At 72.7% G+C, this 22486-nt stretch carries 19 protein-coding genes and 1 pseudogene; 4 read left to right on the forward strand and 16 right to left on the reverse strand.

Features of this window, described 5'->3' with window-relative positions; translation table 11 throughout:
- Window positions 1-46 precede the first annotated feature (46 nt).
- Window positions 47-1414: an L-serine ammonia-lyase gene (locus tag OG776_RS15140; protein ID WP_148010566.1), complete on the forward strand. Its 1368-nt coding sequence runs from the start codon at window positions 47-49 to the stop codon at window positions 1412-1414.
- A gap of 59 nt (window positions 1415-1473) precedes the next feature.
- Here the strand turns inward: OG776_RS15140 and OG776_RS15145 are convergent, their stop codons facing one another.
- The 5 genes from OG776_RS15145 to OG776_RS15165 form a co-directional block, all read right to left on the reverse strand.
- On the reverse strand, window positions 1474-2868 hold the full coding sequence (locus OG776_RS15145) for an FAD-dependent oxidoreductase (RefSeq protein WP_329321110.1): 1395 nt from the start codon (window positions 2866-2868) through the stop codon (window positions 1474-1476).
- A gap of 383 nt (window positions 2869-3251) precedes the next feature.
- A complete protein-coding gene (locus OG776_RS15150) occupies window positions 3252-4550 on the reverse strand; it encodes a DUF6545 domain-containing protein (RefSeq protein WP_148010564.1) in 1299 nt (432 codons plus the stop codon).
- A 97-nt stretch (window positions 4551-4647) separates the two neighbouring features.
- Window positions 4648-5841, reverse strand: coding sequence for an MAB_1171c family putative transporter (locus OG776_RS15155; protein WP_148010563.1), 1194 nt, complete (start codon window positions 5839-5841; stop codon window positions 4648-4650).
- A 3-nt stretch (window positions 5842-5844) separates the two neighbouring features.
- The gene (locus tag OG776_RS15160) at window positions 5845-6399 is read right to left on the reverse strand and encodes a toxin-antitoxin system, toxin component (RefSeq protein WP_329321113.1); all 555 of its coding nucleotides are present in this window, start codon (window positions 6397-6399) and stop codon (window positions 5845-5847) included.
- Between the two features lie 203 nt (window positions 6400-6602).
- Window positions 6603-7349 (reverse strand): hypothetical protein, encoded by a 747-nt coding sequence (locus tag OG776_RS15165; RefSeq protein ID WP_329321115.1) that lies wholly within the window; start codon window positions 7347-7349, stop codon window positions 6603-6605.
- A 454-nt stretch (window positions 7350-7803) separates the two neighbouring features.
- Between OG776_RS15165 and OG776_RS15170 the strand changes: the two genes are divergently transcribed.
- Window positions 7804-8361 carry a glycoside hydrolase family 25 protein gene (locus OG776_RS15170; protein WP_148010560.1) on the forward strand — a complete coding sequence of 186 codons (558 nt, stop codon included), beginning with the start codon at window positions 7804-7806 and terminating at the stop codon, window positions 8359-8361.
- 82 nt (window positions 8362-8443) lie between these two features.
- Here the strand turns inward: OG776_RS15170 and OG776_RS15175 are convergent.
- Both OG776_RS15175 and OG776_RS15180 read right to left on the reverse strand, forming a co-directional pair.
- Window positions 8444-9133 (reverse strand): annotated as a pseudogene (locus tag OG776_RS15175) (NADPH-dependent F420 reductase); the annotation flags it as partial.
- A gap of 107 nt (window positions 9134-9240) precedes the next feature.
- Window positions 9241-9939 (reverse strand): FadR/GntR family transcriptional regulator, encoded by a 699-nt coding sequence (locus OG776_RS15180; RefSeq protein ID WP_148010558.1) that lies wholly within the window; start codon window positions 9937-9939, stop codon window positions 9241-9243.
- A gap of 211 nt (window positions 9940-10150) precedes the next feature.
- Here OG776_RS15180 and OG776_RS15185 point away from each other — a divergent pair, with 211 nt between their 5' ends.
- Window positions 10151-10939 carry an ABC transporter ATP-binding protein gene (locus tag OG776_RS15185; protein ID WP_329321118.1) on the forward strand — a complete coding sequence of 263 codons (789 nt, stop codon included), beginning with the start codon at window positions 10151-10153 and terminating at the stop codon, window positions 10937-10939.
- A gap of 46 nt (window positions 10940-10985) precedes the next feature.
- On the opposite strand, the gene OG776_RS15190 is transcribed toward OG776_RS15185, so the two are convergent.
- The 7 genes from OG776_RS15190 to OG776_RS15220 form a co-directional block, all read right to left on the reverse strand.
- Window positions 10986-11198, reverse strand: coding sequence for an EF-hand domain-containing protein (locus tag OG776_RS15190; protein ID WP_148010556.1), 213 nt, complete (start codon window positions 11196-11198; stop codon window positions 10986-10988).
- Window positions 11199-11374: 176 nt separating this feature from the next.
- The gene (locus OG776_RS15195) at window positions 11375-12556 is read right to left on the reverse strand and encodes a YncE family protein (RefSeq protein ID WP_148010555.1); all 1182 of its coding nucleotides are present in this window, start codon (window positions 12554-12556) and stop codon (window positions 11375-11377) included.
- Window positions 12556-13419, reverse strand: a complete 864-nt coding sequence (locus OG776_RS15200; RefSeq protein WP_329321121.1) for a polysaccharide deacetylase family protein — start codon at window positions 13417-13419, stop codon at window positions 12556-12558. Before OG776_RS15200 ends, OG776_RS15195 begins: the two co-directional genes overlap by 1 nt.
- Window positions 13420-13556: 137 nt before the next feature.
- Entirely contained in the window at window positions 13557-14060 is a 504-nt protein-coding gene (locus OG776_RS15205; RefSeq protein ID WP_148010553.1) for an ATP-binding protein, read from the reverse strand.
- 311 nt (window positions 14061-14371) lie between these two features.
- Window positions 14372-15139 (reverse strand): enoyl-CoA hydratase/isomerase family protein, encoded by a 768-nt coding sequence (locus tag OG776_RS15210; RefSeq protein ID WP_329321123.1) that lies wholly within the window; start codon window positions 15137-15139, stop codon window positions 14372-14374.
- A gap of 87 nt (window positions 15140-15226) precedes the next feature.
- Window positions 15227-16474: a L,D-transpeptidase gene (locus OG776_RS15215; protein WP_148010551.1), complete on the reverse strand. Its 1248-nt coding sequence runs from the start codon at window positions 16472-16474 to the stop codon at window positions 15227-15229.
- Between the two features lie 267 nt (window positions 16475-16741).
- Complete coding sequence (locus OG776_RS15220; protein WP_329321125.1) at window positions 16742-17959, reverse strand: L,D-transpeptidase; 1218 nt, start codon at window positions 17957-17959, stop codon at window positions 16742-16744.
- Window positions 17960-18167: 208 nt separating this feature from the next.
- Here OG776_RS15220 and glgX point away from each other — a divergent pair, with 208 nt between their 5' ends.
- The gene (gene glgX / locus OG776_RS15225; protein ID WP_443077268.1) at window positions 18168-20543 is read left to right on the forward strand and encodes a glycogen debranching protein GlgX; all 2376 of its coding nucleotides are present in this window, start codon (window positions 18168-18170) and stop codon (window positions 20541-20543) included.
- Window positions 20544-20581: 38 nt separating this feature from the next.
- Here the strand turns inward: glgX and OG776_RS15230 are convergent, their stop codons facing one another.
- Together OG776_RS15230 and OG776_RS15235 are read right to left on the reverse strand one after the other, a co-directional pair.
- Window positions 20582-21220: a response regulator transcription factor gene (locus tag OG776_RS15230; RefSeq protein ID WP_329321127.1), complete on the reverse strand. Its 639-nt coding sequence runs from the start codon at window positions 21218-21220 to the stop codon at window positions 20582-20584.
- Complete coding sequence (locus OG776_RS15235) at window positions 21213-22463, reverse strand: sensor histidine kinase (protein WP_329321129.1); 1251 nt, start codon at window positions 22461-22463, stop codon at window positions 21213-21215. Before OG776_RS15235 ends, OG776_RS15230 begins: the two co-directional genes overlap by 8 nt.
- Window positions 22464-22486 lie beyond the last annotated feature (23 nt).

Consider the following 22486-nt stretch of genomic DNA (forward strand, 5'->3'; position numbering starts at 1 on the left):
TGTGCGGCGCCCACCCCATGCACCACCCCGTTTGCGAGGAGTTCCCGTGGCCATCTCGGTCTTCGACCTGTTCTCGATCGGCATCGGCCCGTCCAGCTCCCACACGGTGGGCCCGATGCGCGCGGCACGTATGTTCGCCCACCGGCTGCGCAACGAGGACCTGCTGCCCGCCGTGGCCTCGGTCCGGGCGGAGCTGTACGGCTCGCTGGGCGCCACCGGACACGGTCACGGCACCCCGAAGGCGGTGCTGCTCGGCCTGGAGGGCGCCTCGCCGCGGACGGTGGACGTCGAGGGCGCCGACGAGCGCGTCGAGGAGATCAGGTCCTCGGGCCGCATCAGCCTGCTCGGCGAGCACGAGATCCCCTTCTCCTTCGACGACGACCTGGTCCTGCACCGGCGCAAGGCGCTCCCGTACCACGCGAACGGGATGACGATCTTCGCGTACGGCGCCACCGGCGACCTCGTGCTGGAGAAGACGTACTACTCCGTCGGCGGCGGCTTCGTGGTCGACGAGGACGCGGTGGGCGAGGACCGCATCAAGCTGGACGACACCGTCCTGAAATACCCCTTCCGCACCGGCGACGAGCTGCTGCGGCTGACCCGGGAGACCGGGCTGTCGATCTCGGCCCTGATGCTGGAGAACGAGCGGGCCTGGCGCACCGAGGAGGAGATCCGCGAGGGCCTCCTCGCCATCTGGCGCGTGATGCAGGCGTGCGTCTCGCGCGGCATGTCCCGCGAGGGCATCCTCCCCGGCGGTCTGCGGGTACGGCGCCGGGCCGCCGTCTCGGCCCGCCAGCTGCGCGCCGAGGGCGACCCGCTGGCCCACGCCATGGAGTGGATCACCCTCTACGCGATGGCGGTCAACGAGGAGAACGCGGCCGGCGGCCGGGTCGTCACCGCCCCCACCAACGGGGCCGCGGGCATCATCCCCGCGGTGCTGCACTACTACATCAACTTCGTCCCCGGCGCGGACGAGGACGGCGTGGTCCGCTTCCTGCTCGCCGCGGGCGCGATCGGCATGCTCTTCAAGGAGAACGCGTCCATCTCGGGCGCCGAGGTCGGCTGCCAGGGCGAGGTCGGCTCCGCCTGCTCGATGGCGGCGGGCGCCCTCGCCGAGGTGCTGGGCGGCTCCCCCGAGCAGGTCGAGAACGCCGCCGAGATCGGTATGGAGCACAACCTCGGCCTCACCTGCGACCCGGTCGGCGGCCTGGTCCAGATCCCCTGCATCGAGCGCAACGGCATGGCCGCGGTCAAGGCGGTCACCGCGGCGAAGATGGCGATGCGCGGGGACGGTTCCCACAAGGTCTCCCTCGACAAGGTCATCAAGACCATGAAGGAGACCGGCGCGGACATGAGCGTCAAGTACAAGGAGACGGCGCGGGGCGGGCTCGCGGTCAACATCATCGAGTGCTGAGAGGGTCCCCCCGGAATCCGGCCGTCGGCTGATGTCCCGCGCCGCTCGGGAAGGCGGACTCAGGCGGTGGCGGCCGCGCGCTCGCGCTCGGTCAGGGGCGGCCCGTCCAGCGGGGGCTTCTTCCGGCCGAGGTAGACCAGGGCCAGCATGTCGGGCATGAGCAGCCGGGCAGGGGGTTTCTCCATGCTCATCACGTCCAGCAGGATGCGCAGGGCGTGCGGGTTGCGCGAGCCGGCGTCGACGGCCCTGTCCACGAAGGCCGCGAGGTTCTTCTCCAGCCGGGTGGGGGGCTGATCGCTGGCGCCCGGGTAGAACACGTCCTGGCCCACCGCCAGGTTCCACGCGTTCTCGACCGGGCGGGCCGCGGCTCGCTGGATGCGCCGGGACGTGCCGGGAGCGAGAAGGCCGTGGCGTCGCAGGACGTCGCGCAGGGCGACGACGCTCTGCGCCGCGGCACTCAGTCCGTGACCGTAGACCGGGTTGTAACCGGCGACCGCCTCGCCGAGGACGGCGAACCCGTCGGGCCAGCGGGCGGCCTTCTCGTAGTAGCGCCGCTTGTTGGCCGTGCTGCGGGTGGTGACGACGTCCGTCTCGGGCTCGGCCCCCGCGAGGAGTTCGCCGATGACGGGGTGCGGCAGCCCGAGCGCGAAGGGGACGAACTCCTCGTTCTTCGCGCTGGGCCGGCCGCCGCGGGTCCCCGCGAGGGTGACCAGCCAGCGGCCGCCCTCGATGGGCGTGATGATGCCGCCCCTGCCGGGGTTCCGGCGCGGATCGGCCTGGACGTTGACGATCGGGAACCCGTCGGCGGTGGTGCCCGGAGCTCGGTAGATCCGGCTGGCGTAGCCGACGCCCGCGTCGACTGTGCGTTCGGCCACGGGCGGGAGGCCCAGGCTCCGCAGCCAGGCGGGGGCCCGGCTGCCGCGGCCGCCGGCGTCGACGACCAGATCGGCGGCGAGGGTGGCATGGGTGTCCCCCGTGCGTATGCGGACTCCGGACACCCGCCCGGAGTCGCCCTCCAGGGACAGGACTTCGGTGCGCTGCCGCAGTGAGACGCGCCGGTCCGCCAGCACCCGGGCACGGACCACGGAGTCGAGCAGATCCCGGCTGCAGAGGAGGCTGATGTGGCGGGCGTGGTGGAAGCGGCGGAACCACTGGCCCGACGGCGCCTTGGAGACCAGGTCGGTCATGATCCGGCTTCGCCGGGCGCCCCGGCCGACGAGTTCGTCGACGACCCCCGGCAGCAGTTCCTCCAGTGCCTTGACCCCGCCGGACCACAGCACGTGGGCGTGCCGGGCCTGCGGCAGCCCCTTGCGCGGGTGCGGACCGTCCGGCAGGACGTCGCGTTCGACCAGGGTGACGTCGGCGTGCTCGGCGAGGACGGCCGCCGCGAGCATGCCCGTCATGCCCCCTCCGATGACCACGGCGGTACGGCGGGAAGCGGCGCTGTCGGGCATGTACGGATCTCTCTTCTGTCGCGGGGCCGGAGCGGACGGCGGACCTCGCCCGCCGCACACCACCCCGCATCATGCGCGACACCCTGTCGCGGCTGCGAGCGGAGTGGTCCGGGGCCGGCCGCTCACCGGGGTGTGACGGGTCCAGCCGCACCGGTGCGGCGGACAGGTCCGGCCGAAGGCTTCCCCGCCGAGGGGCGTTTCGATCTTCCGTGGGCGGAGATGCCGGGGGTCACCGCCGGGCGGCGCGGTGCGCCGGTCCGCCCGGGGGTGGTCCGCCCGGGTGCTGTCCCGTGGCCCTCGGCGGGTGGAGCCGTAGGGCGGACCCGGCCCGGGGAGGTACCGGCCGGGGCGGCGCCCCGGGTGCGGCGGCGCCCTCGCGCACGTCAGTCATGGGCGGCGGCCGTCCGGGCGCCCGCCCGCCGGCGGGCCTCCGCCACGATCGGCGACGTCGAGAGCGCGTCCGACAGACGGACCATCTGATGCGGCGTCTCCGCGGACCGCAGCGTCCCGACCCGCGCCGGGGGCCCGGCGCCACCCGCGCGGGACGCCTGTACGCCGGCGGCCAGCATCGCCGCGTCGGCCACGACCGCGGCCCGGTCCACGACGTGCGGGGGCGGCCCCGCGTCCGCGTCCGCCGACGGCGCCCGCGGTGCCGTACGGAAGCGGCCGCCGACCGCTCGGGCGAACGCCGCCGGGAGGGCTCTCCCGGCGGCGGGCCCGGCCGCGGTGAGCTGGGCCAGGGCCTCGGCGTACGCGGTCGTGCGCACGTGATCGTCGAGGTACGGCGAACAGGCCAGCACACCGTCCCAGATGGCGATCTCCTGACGGGCCAGCCGCACGACGGGCGGATCCCACCAGCGGACGACCCCCTCCGCCGGCCCGCGCAACGCGTGCAGCTCCGTCCACAGAGGCCTGAGGAGCCGGTGGCGCCGCCAGGCGCGCAGATTGGCCGCCGCCGGCGGGGCGACCCGGGGGACGGCGAAGCCGCAGGCCACGGTGATCCCGGCGAGCATGACCAGCGGGGGCGAGACGTCGGTGGACAGGAAATCCCAGTCGACGCCCTGCCAACGGGCGGCCATGGCGGTGTACTTGGCGATCTGGTAGCAGGCGTCGAAAGCCAGCCCGACGACGATCAGGACCAGTCCGGTGCGGGTCACCCCGCGCACCTCCCGCAGCCAGCCCACGCCCATGGACGCGAGGGCGCCGGTGGCGGCCGTGTGCGCGACCAGGTAGAGCAGGATCATTTCGCGCATGTAGGGCGTGTTCGCGTAGTACGTGTCCAGGTCCCGGGCCCGTTCCACCGGAACGTCGGCCAGGGCGAACAGCACCCAGATCCCGACGACGGCCGGCCCGTAGAGCCCGAGCACGAGGCGGTCGGCACGCCGCCGGCGCTCCGGCGGGCCGCCCCTCCACCGGGTCATCAGGACCAGATAGCCCGCGCTGAGCGCCGTCATCCCCGTGTACACCAGGGGAGCGCTGAAGTTCGCGACACCCGTCGCGTCGTTGACGAACCGGATCGTGGGCGGGGCGGACAGAACGCACACCGCGGAGCCGACGAGCAGGATGCCGGCGCTGGAGGCGACCAGCGGATCGCGCCAGACCCCGTCGCCGCCCGACAGCTTCAGCACACCGGCCAGCAGCAACAGCACGCCGGGGACGTAGAAGACGACACCGCTGTCCACTAGCCCCGCCCGCCTTCCGGGCGGCCGCCGGGCGGCCGCGACGCGGGCCGCGGCACCGCGGGCGGCAACCCCCGCGGGGACGTGACGGGCCGGGGGGTCACCGGGGGGTTCTCTCGTCGTCCGCCGTCACGGGCGCCGGGGCGGCGGTGCGGGCCGCCCCGACGACCGGGGACGTGCGCAACGCGCGCGCCACGCCCACCAGGGTGGCACGCGACGCGAAGCCCGCGCTGTCCTGGGCGCCGGCCGTCCGGCCCGCGGGCGCGCGGTCGACATGGGCGCGGACCGCGGCGGCGATCATCGCCGCGAGGCCGATGCGGAAGGCGTCCTCCGCCCCGTACCCCGCGGCGCGGGCCGTGCTCTGCGCGTCGGCCCGGACCCGCCCGTCGAGGTGCGGGCGGACCAGGTTCAGACCGTCCTGGATGCCCGCCTCACGCCGGGTGAGGCGTACGGCGCAGGACGAGTACCAGGGGATCGGCGCGGCGAGCGGCCTGGGGGAGGCGCTGCTGAGTTCGCGCCACAGCGGTCCGAGCCGTCTCAGGGTCACCACCGCCCGCCCGGCGGCGACCAGTCGCGGGCCGTACAGCGGCAGCGTGAAGCCGACGGTGGCGACGGTGGCGGCGAGGCCCACGAGGCCGGGTGCCAGGACGGTGCTCAACACGTCCAGGTCCCGGCCCGCCCACCGGGCCACCACCGCGGTCAGCTTCAGCGTGCTGAAGGACAGGTTCAGCAGCCAGCCGGCCACGAGCAGCCACAGGCCGGCCCGCAGCCATCCGTGCACCTGGATCGCCCAGCGCCAGCACAGCACCGTGGTGGCGACCGCGGCGGTCATGTGGCCGAGCAGATACAGCACGATCATCTGCCCGGTCCACGGCGTGGTCGCGTAGTAGGTGTCGAAATCCGTCCGCCGCTCGACGGGGGCGCCGCCCCGCACGAAGAGGAGGGCCAGCAGGACGATCACCAGGGCGTAGCCGGTCTGCCAGCGCCGCGCGAGCCGGCGCACGTGGTCGGCCGGACCACCCCGCCAGTGCAGGATGAGCACGAGGCAGGAGGCGCTGTAGGCGCTGACGACGGCGTAGACCAGGAGGGCGGCCAGGTTCGGGACGCCGCTCGTCCTGTTCACGGCGGCGACGGTGGGCGGGGCGGCGAAGGCGAAGCCGGCGCCTCCGAGGAAGATCACCCAGCAGACCCAGCGGACCAGCGGGTCGCGCCAGGACCTCACCAGGTCGGGCAGCTTGGAGGCGAGTCCGGCCCACAGGGCGAGCGCGGGTATGTAGTAGGTCGAGGCGCCCACGGCTCAGCCCTTGGACCGGTGGTGTCCCAGGGACGCGGTGATCCGGCCGGCGATCCGGGTCCGGTCCGTGGCGAGGCCGTCGGCCTCTCCCTCGAGCCAGACCCGCAGCCGCGTCACCGCCCGCAGGGCGAAGGTCTCCGCGTCCTGTTCCGAACGCTCGTTGAACTCGGTGCGCGCGGCCACGGCCCCCACCGCCCGCGGCAGATCGGCCCGGTCGCTCAGCACCCGCGCGGCGACCCGGGACCCCGACGTGTGGTGCCCGCAGTCGCCCTGGGTCATGTGCCAGATCTCGTGGCACAGGATCGCCAGCTGGTGGACGGGAGCGGCCCGCCGGTCGACCACGACGACGTCCTGCTCGGGCAGTTCGAGCCACAGGCCCGTGGCCGTGCCGTGCGGGAACTCCTCCTTGAGGAGCACGATCTGACGGCCTCTCATCTCGGCGACCCTGGCCGTCAGCGCGGCGAAGAGCGCGTCGGGGTCCGCGGGGACGGGCAGGGCCAGTCCGCCGGTCAGCCGCCGGATCAGGTGCCGCATCTCCCTGGCTCTGCCTGTACGCACTGTCCTCCCCGCGAACCTCTGCGTGCACGTCCGGGCCCGGAGTCCGCCGCCCTGCACGCAAATATGCCAAACCAGCCGCCCCCGCGGCCAGATCAGGCTCTGTCCGGCGCAACAAGTTGCTGGGCCCGAAGTGCCGATCAAAGAGGACTTGCGCCGGTCTGGCCGTCCCTTGCGCGGTGGATCACCCCCCTGGGGCCCGCCGGTCAGCGCACGTCGCGGGGCGGCGCGTCGGCCTCCGGCGTCGGCGCGCCCTGCTCCTGCGCGCGTTGCACGCCCCGCCCCCGCACGCCCTGCCCACCCTGTGCGTCCTGTGCGTCCTGTGCCCTTCTGCGTTCCAGGATGGTGTCGATCCAGTCGGTCACCAACTGGATCTCCTCCTCGGCCAGTTGGGGTGCACGCGCGGCGAGCCTGCGCAGACCGTGCGCGTGGCGCAGGCGGGCCATCGGATCGGCGGCCTGTTCCTCCAGGCCGCGCAGCACGGGCTGGAGGGCGTCGTCGAGCGCGGTCTCCGGCTCCGCGGAGAGCCAGCCGTTGGGCTGCCCGAAATAGAACTTCTCGATGCCCGCCTGGGTGGACGCCAGTGGGCCGCCGGAGCGCCCCGGCCGCTGCTCCGCTCCCCGTCCGGCCGTCCTCCGGCGGCTGTTGACGAGGTTCGAGAGGGACGCCCGGGAGGCTCCGAAGGCGGCGGCGATCTCCTCGTAGGAGTGCCGCGAGCCGTCCGGCCGGAGTCGCGTCTCCCGCAGATGACCGAAGCGACGGACGATCCGGTCGGTGATGTCCTCCGCCGGCGGTTCCCCGCCCTCCAGGAGCGCCTCGACGACATCTCGCGGGACACCGCTGTCGAGGGAGAGCCGTCCGACGTCGAGCACGTCCTCACGGCTCCGCCCGTCCCCGAGGAGGGAATCGATGTGGCTCAGGGTTTCGGCGAGCCCCCGGCGCGCTTCACTCACCAGCAGGTCTCCTGGGCTCGGGTGGGGGCGTTGGCTACGGATCGACGTCCGAGACCCTAGCCCTTGCGGGGACCGGGCAGCCAGAGCACCGGACACATCGTCAGCCGTACACGGCTACAACAGTTGACACGTATGGCGGTGGGTTGCAGGATCATGACACGACGTGAGGGCCGGTCGTCCGGTGCGGGCGTGGGGGCCCGCGGGTGTTCCGGTCCCGGGTCCACGGAGTGTCGCCGGACCGCCGCCGTGCACCGTTCAGGTGTGCACGCCGGCGGTCCGGACCGACTCCCGCAGGTGGCGCGCGGCGGGGGTCGACCGGTCGTTCGAGGGTGGGACCGGGGATGTGGGGGAACGTCACCCGGAGAGGTCGCAAGACCCGTGAAACCCGGAATCCACCCCCCGCCCAGGGGCACAATCGCTCGCACCGTCCCCCCACGCACGGAGGAGTCGCTCCATGCTCCGCGGCATCGACGTCAGCGCCTATCAGTCGTCCGCCTACTCCACCGACGGGCTCTCCTTCGTCTTCGTCAAGGCGACCGAGGGCCGTTCGTACGTCAATCCCAAGCTGACCGCCCAGGTGAAGACCGCCCGTGACGCCGGATGCGTCGTCGGCTTCTACCACTTCCTGTGGCCCGGCGATCTCACCGCCCAGGCCGAGTACTTCGTCGCCAAAGCCCCCGAGAAGGCCGGTGATCTGCTCGCCGTCGACTGGGAGACCACCGGCGACGGCACCCACGCCAGCAACGCGGAGAAGGACCGTTTCGTGCGCAAGGTCAAGGAGTTGAGGCCGAACCACCGGGTCCTGCTCTACACGAACCGCAACTTCTGGCTCAACGTGGACACCACCTCGTACGCGGGAGACGGTCTGTGGATCGCCGACTACGTGACCGCGGGCGAGCCCCGCATCAAGGCGAAGTGGCGTTTCCACCAGTACACCGACGACCCCGTGGACAAGGACGTCGCGCAGTTCTCCAGCAGGACGGCGCTGCGCGAGTGGGCGACCGTCGACTGACCGGCGGGTGCCCGCCCGGTCCGGGCACCGCGCGCCGCCCGGCACCGGAGGACCGGCACCGGACGGCGGACGGGCGCGTACGTCAGCCGCGGAAGTCCGCCGGACGCTCCGCGGACGCCTCCGCCAGTGCCTCGGTCACCGCCTTCAGGCCCTTCTGGAGGCCGTAGACCGGGGTGCCGGGCTGCTGGCGCCAGGATTCGTCGATGCTCCCCGCGTCGACCGTGTCGAAGCCGAGCTCGTCGATGAGGTCGCGTACGACCCGCTTGGCGGCCTCGTCGTCGCCGGCCACCGGGAGAGCCATGCGGTCGGGGTCGCCCGCCGGACGGTGCCGGTCCAGGATGTCCTGCGCGTAGGTACCGTTGAACGCCTTCACCACGGGGTGGCCGATGTGCCGGGACGTCCAGCGGCTCTCGGTCAGTCCGCCGTCCTCGATCTCGGCGATCCTGCCGTCCCGCTGCTGCGGGTAGTAGTTGCCGGTGTCGATGACGGCCACGCCGTCGGCGGCGCCGTCCAGCACACCGGACGGCAGGTCGGGCACCGCCTTCAGCGGCACCGTGACCACGACCACCTCGGCACCGCGCGCCGCCTCCCCGACCGTGACGGGCGTCGCCCCGGTCTCCTCGGCCAGCGCGGTCAGGGTCTCGGGACCGCGGGAGTTGGCCACGGAGACGTCGTGTCCGAGGGCGGTGAGCCGCCGGGTGAGGTTGCCGCCGATGTTGCCCGCGCCGATGATGCCGATCTTCATGAGTGCCAGGCCCTTCAGTGGTTGATACTCCTGATGGCGAGCATCAACTCCGGATCGGGAGAGGCTATTCCGGAGACGTACGGCACCCGGGTGAGTGTTCCCCGCGGTCCCACCCGTGCGGCACGGACGAGCCGCTAGGCCCGGCCGCCCTCACGCAGCAGGGTCCACGTCCGCTCCAGATCTCCCCGGAGCACCTCCCCCGCGGCCGCGCCGTCCCCGTCCGCGACCGCCCGTACCAGCGCCGCGTGTGCCGCGTCCCCGGTGCCGGGGTCGTGTGCGCGCACCCCGGCCAGGGCCAGCATCTCGATCAGCCCCTCCCGCAACGAGGGCGTGAACTCCGCGAAGAGATCGGTGAGTACGGGGTTGTGGGCGGCGGCGACCACGGCCGCGTGCAGGGCGATGTCCGCGTCGACGAAGGCCGCGTCGCCCCCCGCGGCCGCCGCCCGGCGGCCGGCCAGCGCGTCCTCCAGCGCGGTGACGTCCTCGGGGGTACGGCGTTCCGCGGCCAGCCGGGCCGCCTGCACCTCGACCAGCATCCGTACCTCGTACAGGTCCGTCACCGCGGCCCGGCGCAGCCGGGTGGGCCAGTCCTCCGCGGCCTCGGCGGCGATGACGAAGACACCGGCGCCCTGCCGGGGCCGGACGAGTCCCGCGCCGGCCAGCGCGCGCAGCGCCTCACGGACCGTGGAGCGGCCCACCCCGAGTTCGGCGGCGAGCGTGGTCTCCCCGGGCAGCTTCGTGCCGACGGGCCAGTGCCCGCCTGTGATCTGCTCGCGCAGCCGCGCCGCGGCCTGCTCGACGAGGGGGCTGGGACGGACGGCGTCGAGGGGCATCCGTGATTCACCTGCCGGGACGAAGGGACCGCACGGGATCGGAAGCGTACGGCAGCGCGCACCCGGACCCCACCCGCCTCAGGCTCACTTGTCTGAGGAGTACTTGTCCGAGGAGTGGAGCCGTGACTAGTGTACGGGCCATGGAAATGCCCTTCCCGACTCCGCCGGCCTGCCCGGGGATCACCCGCGGGACCCACCGGGCGGAGGCCCGATGACGGAGGTGCTGCGCGCCCACGAGGTCCACGTGGTCCGCGAGGGGGTGCCCCTCCTCCAGGAGGTGTCGCTGAGCGTCCGCGCCGGGGAGCACTGGGCCCTGCTCGGAGCCAACGGAGCCGGCAAGACCACACTGCTCGGCCTGCTCGGCGCGGTCGCCCATCCGACCCGCGGCCGCGTGGAGGTGCTCGGCCGCCGGCTGGGCACGGTCGACCTGCGGGAACTGCGCGCGTACGTCGGTCATGTCAACCCCCGCCATCCGCTGCGCTCGCCCCTGTCCGTACGCGATGTCGTCCTGACCGGTCTGACGAACTCCGTAGAACGGCAGCCGCGCTGGGCGCCGACACCGGAACAGGGACACCGTGCCGACCGGCTCATCGACACGCTCGGGCTCGCGGGCCGCACCGGGGCGCGCTGGCCCACGCTCTCCCAGGGGGAACGCGGCCGCGCCCTGATCGCGCGGGCGCTGATGCCCGACCCCCGTCTCCTGCTGCTCGACGAACCGGCGACGGGCCTGGACCTGCCGGGCCGTGAGCGCCTGCTCGAAGCGCTGGACGCCCTGCGCCGCGACCACCCGCGGCTGGCGACGGTCCTGGTGACCCACCACCTGGAGGAACTGCCCGCGGGCACCACGCACGCGCTCCTGCTGCGGGACGGCCGCGAGCTCGCCCGGGGCCCGGTCGACTCCGTACTGACCGGCGATCTGCTCGGCGCCTGCTTCGGTCTGCCGCTGGCGCTGGAGCGGCGGGACGGACGCTGGAGCGTGCGCATCGCCCGGGCGGCATGACGAAGGGGCGCCCGCCGGATCACCGGCGGGCGCCCCTCGGCGCGCGTCACTTGTTCAGGTGGGTCCAGAACTCGTCGAACGAGAGGACCTTGTCGCCGTTGAGGTCGCGGGTGGCGATGACGGCCTCCGCCACCGACTCGGTGACGTTCCAGTCACCGCCCTGGGCGAGGGCGCTCTTGAACTCGGCCGCGGTGATGAAACCGTCACCGTCCGTATCGATCCGCTCGAACTGCTTGCGTGCTTCCTCGATGTCCGCCACCGATCCGCCCCTTCGTAGTGCATTACTGCCGTGTGTACGGAGGTCAGATTAACGGGCGCGCAGGCCGCGCAGTGCGGCGACCACCCACGCGGACTCCGCGCGGTGTGCGGGCGGGATCCCTGGCCCGCGCCTGGAGGAGCAACTCCCGGCGCGGGCCCGGCACCGCGGTGCCGGGGTCAGCGGAAGATGCCGGTGTGACCGAGCGAGTAGCGGCCCGGCTGCGGGTAGACGGCCAGGCCGTGCGGTCCGCTGCCGACCCGGATACGGGCCAGCTGCTTCCCGGAGCCGGTGTCGATGGCGTACACCTCGGAGTTGTAACGCCCGGACAGCCACAGGACCTTTCCGTCGGCCGAGACGCCGCCCATGTCGGGGCTGCCACCGCCGGGCAGACGCCACTTCCTGATCAGTCTGTCCTGGGCGAAGTCGAAGACGGAGATCGTCCCCTCGCCCCGGTTGGAGATGTACATCTCCCGGGAGTCGCGGCTGACGTACAGACCGTGGCAGCCCTTCCCGGTGTGCAGCAGCGTCGGCTTGCCGAACGTGTCCCCGTCCAGCACCCACACCCCGTCGGCGACCATGTCGGCGATGTAGAACTTCTTGCCGTCCGGGGAGATCTTCACGTCCTGCGGCATGGCGCCGCGGTAGGGGAGCTTCTGCTGCGCGACGACCTTCATCCTCTCGGTGTCGACCTTGAGCAGTTCACCGCTGAACTCGCACGACACGATGAAGTAGCGGCCGTCGGGCGAGAAGTCGGCGTGGTTGACGCCGTAGCAGCTGACCGGTACGGACTTCTTGACCTCCATGGTGTGCGCGTCGCGGAAGACCAGCTCGCGATCGAGGGAGGCCATGACGATCGCGTACTTGCCGTTCGGGGTGAAGTACAGGTTGTAGGGGTCGTGCACGGCGACGGACTTGCCGGCCCTGCCGGTCTTCGGGTCGATGGGGGTGAGGGAGTTGCCCCGGTCGTTGTTGACCCAGAGCGTCTTCATGTCCCAGGACGGCACGACGTGCTGGGGCTGCACCCCGACCCGGATCGTCCTGACGACCTTGTAGGTCGCCGGGTCGATGACGGAGACCGTGTTCGAGTTGGTGTTGGGCACGTAGACGCGGGACGGGAAGTCCTTGACCGCCGGCGACAGCTGGTTCGCGCGGTCGGCGGCGTACACGTCCTTCGGGTCGAGCACGGGCGGCATGCCGGGCAGGCCGTCCGCCTTCTTCGGCTGGGCGGGACGGACGGCGGCCTGGGTGCCGGTGGCCGGGTGCGCGTGGTCCCTGGACCCGCCGCCGCAGCCCGCGAGGGCGGCGAGCACGGCGCCCGCGATCAGGACGCTCCGGAGGTGGTTGCGGTTGCGGTGCATCAGCTCAGCAGCTCCGTGGTGGTGACCGCGCGCAGACCGCGACGGCCGAGTTCTTCCAGGACGGCGGGAAGCGCGGCGACCGTGTCCGCGTATCCGAAGTGCAGGCTCACCACGGATCCGTTGCGGATGCCGCCGAGAACCTGGCGGGTGACGGCGGCGGCGCCCGGCGAGGTGTAGTCGAGCGAGTCGAGGTCGTACGAGAGGACGTGCGGGTAGCCCGCGGCGCGGGCCAGCCGTTCGACGGCCGGGGAGGCACGCGGTGTACGGGAGGGACGGAACCAGGTGCCGATCGAGCCGGTCAGCCGGCGCAGGCGCTCCGCGCAGCCCCGGATCTCCGCGTCGGCCTCCTTCTCGGACATCGCGTTGATGTCGAGATGGCGCAGGGTGTGGTTGCCGAGGTCGTGGCCGCCGTCGAGGATGCGCCGGGCCAGGTCCGGGTGTTCGTCCAGCCAGGTCCCGACCGCGAGCACCGTGACGCGGGCCCCGTTCTTCTCGGCCTCGCCGAGCAGGGTCCTGGCGACGGCCGGATCGCCCTGACCGTGGAAGGTGAGGGCGACCCGGGGACGGTCGCGGGGGCCGTGGCTGATCTCGGCGGGCTGGCCGGGGAACCGCCGGGGCGCCGCGGCGGCGGGCCGTGCGGCCGGGTGGGCGGCCGACGGTGTGCCGGACGCAGGGGACGCGGCGAGCGGGTGGGCGGCGGCACCGGACGTGGCGCAGGCCGCGGTGAGACTCCCGGCGGCGAGGGTCCCGGCGGCGAGCGCGACCCCCGAACGCAGCGCCGCACGCCGATCCGGCGCGGTGCGCGTGACGCTCTCGTCGGTGGAGTGCTGAGGGGGACGGTCGGGCGTGGTCACTCGCACCATTTAAGGGCGTGTCGGGGCGAAATCGGGCGATTGGACCGATGGGCGGGGTGCGGGTCGCGACGGAGTACGGGGCCGGGCGCACCGCGTACCGGGCCCTCGCCCCGAACCGGGACGCGGTGCGGGTCGCGAGGGTGCGGTCAGCGGTCGGCGACGCGCATCTCGAACCAGGTCGTCTTGCCGCGGGGCAGGAGGTCGACGCCCCAGCGGTCGGAGAGCTTGTCGACGAGGAAGAGACCCCGGCCGCTCAGGTCCATCTCCTGGACCGGCATCAGACAGGGCAGCCCGCGGGAGGGGTCGCGGACCTCGATGCGGATCCAGCCGCGGCGCCGTCGCATCCGCAGTCCGAAGACGCGGGCGCCGGTGTGCCGCACGGCGTTGCCGACGAGTTCGGAGACGAGCAGGACGGCGTCCTCGGTCATCTTCGGGGAGAGTCCCCAGTGGCGCAGGACGACGACCTGGGTGAGCCGGCGCGCGGTGGCCGCGGACTCGGGGCGGGACGGCAGCGGCACCTCCGCCTCCGTCGGGTTGCCGAACAACTCGAGCGCCTTCAGCGCCCGTTCGTCCTCGACCGCAGGCGACCAGCGCGCCGCGGTCGCACTCACGTGCCGCCGCGGCTGTTCCATACCCTCCAGCCCCGCCATGCCCCCCATCATGGCCGCCCAGGCCGCTCCCGGGGGCCGTTCCGGAGGAATACGCCCCCCGGAAGCGCTCGTTCCGCACCATCCGATCGGCATATGCCAGGGGCAGTTCGGGGTTCACCACAGCCCGCCCCACCTGCTACGACTCACCCCTGAGGGGCAATCTCCCCAGGCCCCCCGCAAGCCAGCCTTAAGGCTGGCTTAAGGACCGCATAATCCAGCCCTTCGGGGGACACCGGGTAAGACACCGAGTCAACTGCAAGTGGATCAGCGGAATTCGACGGGTGATTCTCCGCGCGGCCGGACGCGTCCGGTCAGAGGAACTTCGCCTTGCCCGGCCCCTCCTCGACGAAGCTGCGCATCCCGCGCTCACGGTCCTCCGTCGCGAACAGGCCTGCGAACCAGTTCCGTTCGACCGCGAGTCCGGTCTCCAGGTCCGTCTCCAGGCCCGTGTCGATGGACTCCTTCGCGGCGCGCAGCGCGATCGCGGGCCCCTGCGCGAGCTTCGCGGCCCATGTGTGCGCGGCGGTGTACACCTCGGCGGCGGGGACGATCCGGTCCACCAGCCCGAGCGAGAGCGCCTCCTCGGCCTTCACCATCCGGCCGGTGAAGATGAGGTCCTTCGCCTTGGAGGGGCCGATCAGCCGGGAGAGACGCTGGGTGCCGCCGGCGCCCGGGATCAGCCCGAGCAGGATCTCCGGCTGTCCGAGCTTCGCGTCGTCCGCGGCGATGCGGAAGTCCGCGCAGAGCGCCAACTCGCAGCCGCCGCCGAGCGCGTACCCGGTGATCGCCGCGACGACGGGCTTGGGGATGCGGGCGACGGCGCTGAAGGAGTCCTGCAGGGCCCGGGACCTGACGATCATCGCCACGTGGTCCATGGCCTGCATCTCCTTGATGTCCGCGCCCGCCGCGAACACCTTCTCCCCGCCGTGGATGACCACGGCGCGGACGTCCGTACGCCGTGTGACCTCCTCGGCGAGCTCCTTGAGACGGTCCTGCGTCGCGACGTCCAGCGCGTTCATGGGAGGGCGGTCCAGGCGGAGGGTGCCGACGCCTTCGGCCACTTCGAGATGCACAGTCATGCAGGCAGGTTAACGCGCGCTAACGACAACGGGCCCGGTGTGCTGGGTCACAGCGCACCGGGCCCGTGCCGAGGGCCACGGGGACCGTCAGGCCGTCCACTTCTCCCAGGACATGTTCCAGCCGTTGAGGCCGTTGTCCGGAGCGACCGTACGGTCGTGGGACCGCTTGACGACGACCACGTCACCGATGATCGAGTGGTCGAAGAACCAGGCGGCGGGAGCGTTGCGGTCGCCGCCCCCGCGGACGTCGCGCAGGCCCACGCAGCCGTGGCTGGCGTTGTAGTTGCCGAAGGCGTCGCCGCCCCAGTAGTTGCCGTGGATGAAGGTGCCGGAGTCGGTCAGGCGCTGGGCGTCCGGCACGTCCTTGATGTCGTACTCGCCGCCGTAGCCGACCGTCTCGCCGTTCATCCGGGTCACCCGGAGCTGCTCGCTGATCACCATCTGGCCGTTCCAGGTGTCGTAGCCCGGCTTGCCCGTGGTGATCGGGATGGTCTTGATGACCTTGCCGTCGCGCTTGACGACCATCTTGTGGGTCTTCGCGTCGACGGTGGAGACCTGGCTCCGGCCGATCGTGAACGACACCGTCTTGGCCTGCTTGCCGTAGACGCCGGGGCGGCCCTCGACGCCGTCGAGGTTCAGCGTGACGGTGACCTTCGTGCCGGCCTTCCAGTACTGCTCGGGACGGAAGTCGAGGCGGTCGTTGCCGAACCAGTGACCCTGGACGTCCACGGCCGGCTCGGTCTTGACGGTGATCGCCTTCTCGACGTCCTCGGGGTGCGTGATGCCCCGGGTGAAGCGGACCGAGAAGGGCATCCCGACGCCGACCTTGGAGCCGTCCTCGGGGGTGAAGAGCCCCACGAAGGTGTTCTTCGGAGTCAGCGTGGTGAACGCGGACTCCTCGGCGGCCTCACGGCCGTCGGTGTCCTTGGCCACCGCGTGGACCTTGTACTTGGTCGCGGCGGCGAGGTGGGTCGCGGGCGTCCAGGTGGTCCCGCCGCCGGTGATCGCCCCGTCCACCGCCTTGCCCTTGCTGTCCTCGACCTTCACGTCGGTCAGCTTGCCCTTGGCCGCGGTCACCTTGAGGGCCCCACTGGTGGCCACCCCGTCGCTGCCGTCCTTCGGCGCGATGGTCACCACGGCCTGCGAGGCCTTGGTGTCCGCCTTGCCGGAGCTGCCGGTGCTCTTGCCCTTGCCGTCGCCGGACCCGGAGTCCGAGCCTCCCCCGCCGCAGGCGGTCACGGCGAGCAGCAGTACGCCCAGCAGCAGCGCCAGGACTCCCTTGCTCCCCCGGGACCGCGCTCCAACCGACGTCCCCGATATCGGTCGCCCGTTCACGTTCGTTCTCCCCTCGCACGGCCTGATCAGGCCCGCACCCCAGCGCTTCCCCGCGCGTATCGCGCTAATTAATCACACGGTCAGAAGCGATGGATCCCTGGGATTGTCACTGTTCAGTCCCAACTTCGCCCGAGCGAAGGCGCGCTGGGTCCCCGTCTGCCACCACTGTCCCCACCCGCTCACGCTCCGGCGTCCCGCCGTCCCCCGCCGGGCACCCGCGCCCCGCCGGCCGCCGGGGACTCGCCGGCCGCCGGCCGCCCGTGGCGGCTACTTCGCCGCGCCGCCCGCCTTCCACTGCGTCCAGGCCATGTTCCAGCCGCCGAGCCCGTTGTCCGGAGCGACCTTCTTGTCCTTGCTGTGCACGACCTCGACGACGTCGCCGATCAGGCTGCGGTCGAAGAACCAGCCCGCGGGGGTGTCCGAGCCGCCGCCCTTCACGTCCCGCAGACCGACGCAGCCGTGACTGACGTTGGTGGAGCCGAAGACGTCGCCCGACCAGTAGTTGCCGTGCAGGAAGGTCCCGGAGTCGGTGAGCCGCATCGCGTGCGGGACGTCGGGGATGTCGTACTCGCCGCCGAACCCGACCGTGCGGCTGTTCATCCGGGTCGTCTCCAGCATCTCCATGACCACCATCTTCCCGTTGTAGGTGGTGGTCTCGGGCGACCCCGCGGTGATCGGCACGGTGGTGAGGAGGTCGCCGTCGCGGCGGACCTCCATGGTGTGGTCGGCGGCGTCGACGAGCGAGACCTGGCTGCGGCCGACGGTGAACGTGGAGGTCCTCGACTGGAGCCCGTAGACGCCCGGCGCCACTTCCACGTCGCGCAGCCGCAGGTCGACCGTCACCTCCGTGCCCGGTTTCCAGTACGTCTCGGGCCGGAAGTCGAGGCGGTCCCGGCCGAACCAGTGCGGGCGGATGTCGACGGCCGGGCTGGCCTGTACGTGGATCGCGCGCTCGACCGCGGCCCGGTCGCGGATCTCCCGGTTGAACTCCAGCGAGACGATCATTCCGGTGCCGACGGTGGACCGGTTCTCGGGCGTGAGATAGCCGATGAACCGCTCCTCGGGGACGTACGTGGTGAAGGTCGTGTGCCGCGCCGTACGCCGCCCGTGCCCGTCGAGGGCCACCGCGTCCACCGAGTACCGCGCGCCCAGCGCGAGCCGGGGCGCGTCGGGCCGCCAGGTCAGGCCGTCCGCGGAGAGGTGTCCGGGGACGGCGGTCCGCTGTGCGTCCTGGTCCTTGACGACCCGCACGGAGTCGAGCCGGCCGTCCTCCACCCGTACCCGCAGCTCCTGCCGCGGTCGTACGTTCTTGCTGTCGTCGGCCGGGGACACCTGGATGACGTCCTCGGCGGCGGGGGGCTTGCCGAGCACCTCGTCCATCGTGCCGGAGGTGCAGCCGGCGACTCCGGCCAGCAGTGCGGCCCAGGTCAGTGCGGCGGCCAGCGCGGCCCCCGCGCGCCAGGGGCCCAGTGTCGTATGCCTCACGCGAACCTCGTGTCCTTCCGGCCGGGGGCAGCGGATCGCCCCCGGAGAGTGCGGTACATCGGGCCCAACGACCGCGCACCTCCGGGGAAACGTGAGTGCGAGCCAAGCTCTGGGCAGAACAGTGGGGAGGACGACGCGACGAGGAGCCGCGGCCGGGACGCCGTGCGCTCCTCTTCGGGCCGCCCACCGAGCCGCGGGAGGCTGAACGGTGTCGAGCGCAGCCGAGCAGGAGGCAGTGCAGGAGGGGCGCGCGCCCGACGGCGAAGCGCGGGAGGGAGGCGCGCCCGAGGGCGGTGTGCGGGACGGGCACGCGTCCGGGACCGAGGTGCGCGGGGGACCAGCGCCGGAGAGCGGGGTGCGGGAGAGACGGCTGCCCGACGGTGTGCTGCCCGCGCCCCTGCTGAACGGGTCCCGGCGTCCGGCCCCCGCCGTGGCCGTGTGGCCCGGGGCGCCGACCCCGCTCGGGGCCCGCTTCCGGGTGGGACCGGACGGGGTGGCGGGCACCAATTTCGCGCTGTGGGCGGGCGGGGCGGAGGCCGTCGACCTCTGTCTCTTCGACGAGCGGGACGGCGTGACCCACGAGTCCCGTGTCCCGCTCACCGAGCTGACGCACGAGATCTGGCACGGCTTCGTCCCCGGAGTGCTGCCCGGCCGCCGCTACGGCTACCGCGTGCACGGCCGGTGGGACCCGTGGACCGGCGCCCGCTGGAACCCGGCGAAGCTGCTCCTGGACCCGTACGCCCGCGCCGTGGACGGCGACTTCAGCCTGCCGCCCGAGGTCTACGGGCATGTGCGCGACTGGCCGCAGCAGCAGGTCGCGGACACCGTGCGGGACGACCGGGACTCGGCGCCGTACGTCCCCAAGGGCGTCGTCGTCCAGGACGACGACGACTGGTCGGACGACCACCGCCCGAAGACCCCCTGGGCGGACTCGGTCATCTACGAGCTGCATGTACGGGGGTTCACCCGTCTGCACCCGGGGATCCCGGAGGAACTGCGCGGCACCTACGCCGGGCTGGCGCACCCGGCGGCGATCGAGCACCTGGTCGCGCTCGGGGTCACAGCCGTGGAGCTGCTGCCGGTGCACCAGTTCGCGCACGAGGACCATCTGCTGCGCCGGGGACTGAAGAACTACTGGGGCTACAACTCGATCGGCTACTTCGCGCCGCACGCGGGCTACGCCGCCTCCGGGACGACGGGCGGGCAGGTCGGCGAGTTCAAGCGGATGGTGCGGGCGCTGCACGCCGCCGGCATCGAGGTGATCCTCGACGTGGTCTACAACCACACCGCCGAGGCGGGCGAGCTGGGGCCGATGCTGTCGCTGCGCGGTATCGACAACCGGGGGTACTACCGGCTCCAGTCGGACGCCCGCCGGTACGCGGACTACACGGGTTGCGGGAACACCCTGCACGTGGTGCAGCCCCATGTGCTGCGGCTGATCACCGACTCGCTGCGGTACTGGGTGACGGAGATGGGGGTGGACGGCTTCCGTTTCGATCTGGCGGCGGCGCTGGCCCGTTCCATGCACGACGTGGACATGCTGTCGCCGTTCCTGGCCGTCATCGCGCAGGACCCGGTCCTGCGGCGGGTGAAGCTCATCGCGGAGCCGTGGGACGTCGGATCCGGCGGCTACCAGGTGGGGGCCTTCCCGCCGCTGTGGACGGAGTGGAACGACCGCTACCGCAACGCGGTCCGGGACTTCTGGCGGGGGGCGCTGCCGGACGTGCGGGATCTCGGTTACCGGCTGTCGGGGTCGAGCGATCTGTACGCGTGGGGCGGCCGGCGGCCGTACGCGTCCGTCAACTTCGTGACCGCGCACGACGGTTTCACCCTGCGGGACCTCGTCTCCTACGAGCGCAAGCACAACGAGGCCAACGGGGAGGGGAACCGGGACGGCACGGACGACAACCGCGCCTGGAACTGCGGGGTGGAGGGGGAGACGGACGAGGAACGCGTACGGGCGCTGCGGCGGCGCCAGCTGCGGAACCTGCTGACCACGCTGCTGCTGTCCACCGGGGTGCCCATGCTGGTCGCCGGGGACGAGTTCGGGCGGACCCAGCGCGGCAGCAACAACGCGTACTGCCAGGACAACGAGATCAGCTGGGTGGACTGGAGCCTGCTGGAGGAGCCGGGCTGGCGGGCCCTGTTCGATCTGACGTCCCGGCTGATCGCGCTGCGGCACCGGCATCCGGTGCTGCGGCGGCGGGCGTTCTTCTCCGGCCGGGCGCACTCGGCGGACGGGCTGCGGGACCTGGCGTGGTTCACCGCGCGCGGGACGGAGATGACGGAACGCGACTGGTACGCGCCGGCCGGGACGCTGGGGATGTACCTGTCGGGGCGGGACATCCCCGGACGGGACGCACGCGGGGCGCCCGTGGTGGACGACAGCTTCCTCGCGGTGCTGCACGCCGGGGACCGGCCCGCGTCCTTCGTGCTGCCCGGACCGCCCTGGGCACGGCGCTACGAGGTCGTGGTCGACACCTCGGCGGAGGAGCAGGCCGCCTCTCCCGGTGTGATCCACCGGGCGGGCGCGACGATCACGGTGCCCGCCCGGTCGGTGCTGCTGCTGCGGGTGGTGGCCTGACGCGGGGGGGCGTGAGCGGGGCGTCCGCCGGAGCGCGGTCAGCCGAGGATGCCCCGGTCGTAACCCACCGCCACCGCGGCCGCCCGGTCGTTGACGCCCAGTTTGGCGTACAGGTGGGTGAGATGGGTCTTGACCGTGGCCTCGCTGATGAACAGGGCGCGGGCGATCTCGCGGTTCGGCGTGCCCTTGGCGACCAGCGCCAGCACCTCGCGCTCGCGCGCCGAGAGGGGGCCCTGCGCGGCCGTGGGGGCGCGTACCGCCGAGACCAGCCGGGAGGCCACCGCGGGGGAGAGCACCGTGCGGCCCTCCGCCGCCGCGCGCACCGCGGTGAAGAGCTCGTCCCGCGGGGCGTCCTTGAGCAGATAACCCGTCGCGCCCGCCTCGATCGCGGGCAGCGTGTCGGAGTCGGTGTCGTACGTGGTCAGCACGAGGACCCTGGCGCGGGCACCGCGGCGGGTGAGCTCCGCGATGGCCGCGACACCGTCACCGCCCGGCATGCGCAGGTCCATCAGGACGACGTCCGGGTCCAGGTCCCGCGCCAGCGCGAGCGCCGCCACCCCGTCGGCCGCCTCACCGAGGACCGCGAACCCCGGAGCGGACTCGAACATGCCGCGCAGCCCGTCGCGTACGACGGGATGGTCGTCGACGATGAGAAGGGTGATCGCGTCGTCACTCATGGCGGACCAACGGTACGCGAGCCGACACCGCCGTACCCTGCCCGGGCTCCGACTCGACGGTGAGCGAGCCGGCGATGCGCTCGGCGCGGGCCCGCATGCCGTCGAGGCCGAAGCCGCCGCCGCCGGTGCGTGCGGGGACGGCCACCGGGTCGAAGCCGCGGCCGTCGTCGCGTACGTCCAGGGTCACCTCGTCCCCCATGAAGGAGAGGGTCACGCCGAGGCGGCCCGCGCAGGCGTGGCGCGAGGCGTTCGACAAGGCCTCCTGGGCGATGCGCAGCAGGGTCGCCGACACCTCCCCGTGCAGGTGCTCCGCCGTGCCGGTGAGCGTGAACTCCGAACGTACGCCGTTACGTCGGCCCCATTCCGCGACCGTCTTGTCCAGCGCCTCCGGGAGTCCGTCGTGCTCCAGGGCGACCGGGGCGAGATTGTGCACGGAGCGGCGCGCCTCGCCGAGGCTCTGGCGGGCCAGGTCCGAGGCCCGCCCCACGTGTTCGCGGGCCGTCGCGGGGTCGGGGGTGTTCGCGACGACCTGGAGCTGGGCGATGATGCCGGTCAGGCCCTGGGCGATGGTGTCGTGGATCTCGGCCGCCAGCCTGCGCCGTTCGTCGGCGACGCCCGCCTCCCGCGCCTGCAGCAGGAGTTGGGCGTGCAGGGCGGCGTTCTCGTCGAGGGCCTGCTGCAACGCGGTGTTGGTGCGCTCCAGTTCGGTGATGGTGACGGCGCGGTCCCGGGAGCGCTGCTCCTCCTGCTGGGCGATCCGGGTGCCCATCATGAGCAACACGTTGTTGGCGACCAGGAGTCCGGCGAACACCGCCCACTGGGTCGCGCCGCGGATCGGCATGCCGCCGGACTGCGAGCCCGCGACCATGACGGACGTGGCGACCAGACCGAGCCGCTGCCGGCGCGTTCCGGGGATCACCTCGTCGGCGTCGAAGTAACCGGCGACGGCGTAGAAGGCGAAGAACGGGTTCAGCCAGGTGAGGGCGAAGGCGATCGCCCAGCGCAGGGCGTAGTAGACGGTCCCCCGGCGGGACGGGACGCGGCGGCCCCGCCGGGGACCGTGCCACACCTGGAGCACCAGCGCGGCGGCGACCAGCGCGCCGGCCGTGCACCACGCGGCCGTTCCCCCGGTCAGGTCGCTGGTCGTGACCGCGAGGAGGGTGCCCACACCGAGCAGGCCGTAGGGACCCCAGGTGTGGAACTGGTCCTGCCAGCGTTCGAGTTGGCGGTCCGCGGCGTTCATGTCCCCAGTCTGCACGGCCTCTC

Source organism: Streptomyces sp. NBC_01689 (genome assembly GCF_036250675.1).
Lineage (GTDB): Bacteria > Actinomycetota > Actinomycetes > Streptomycetales > Streptomycetaceae > Streptomyces.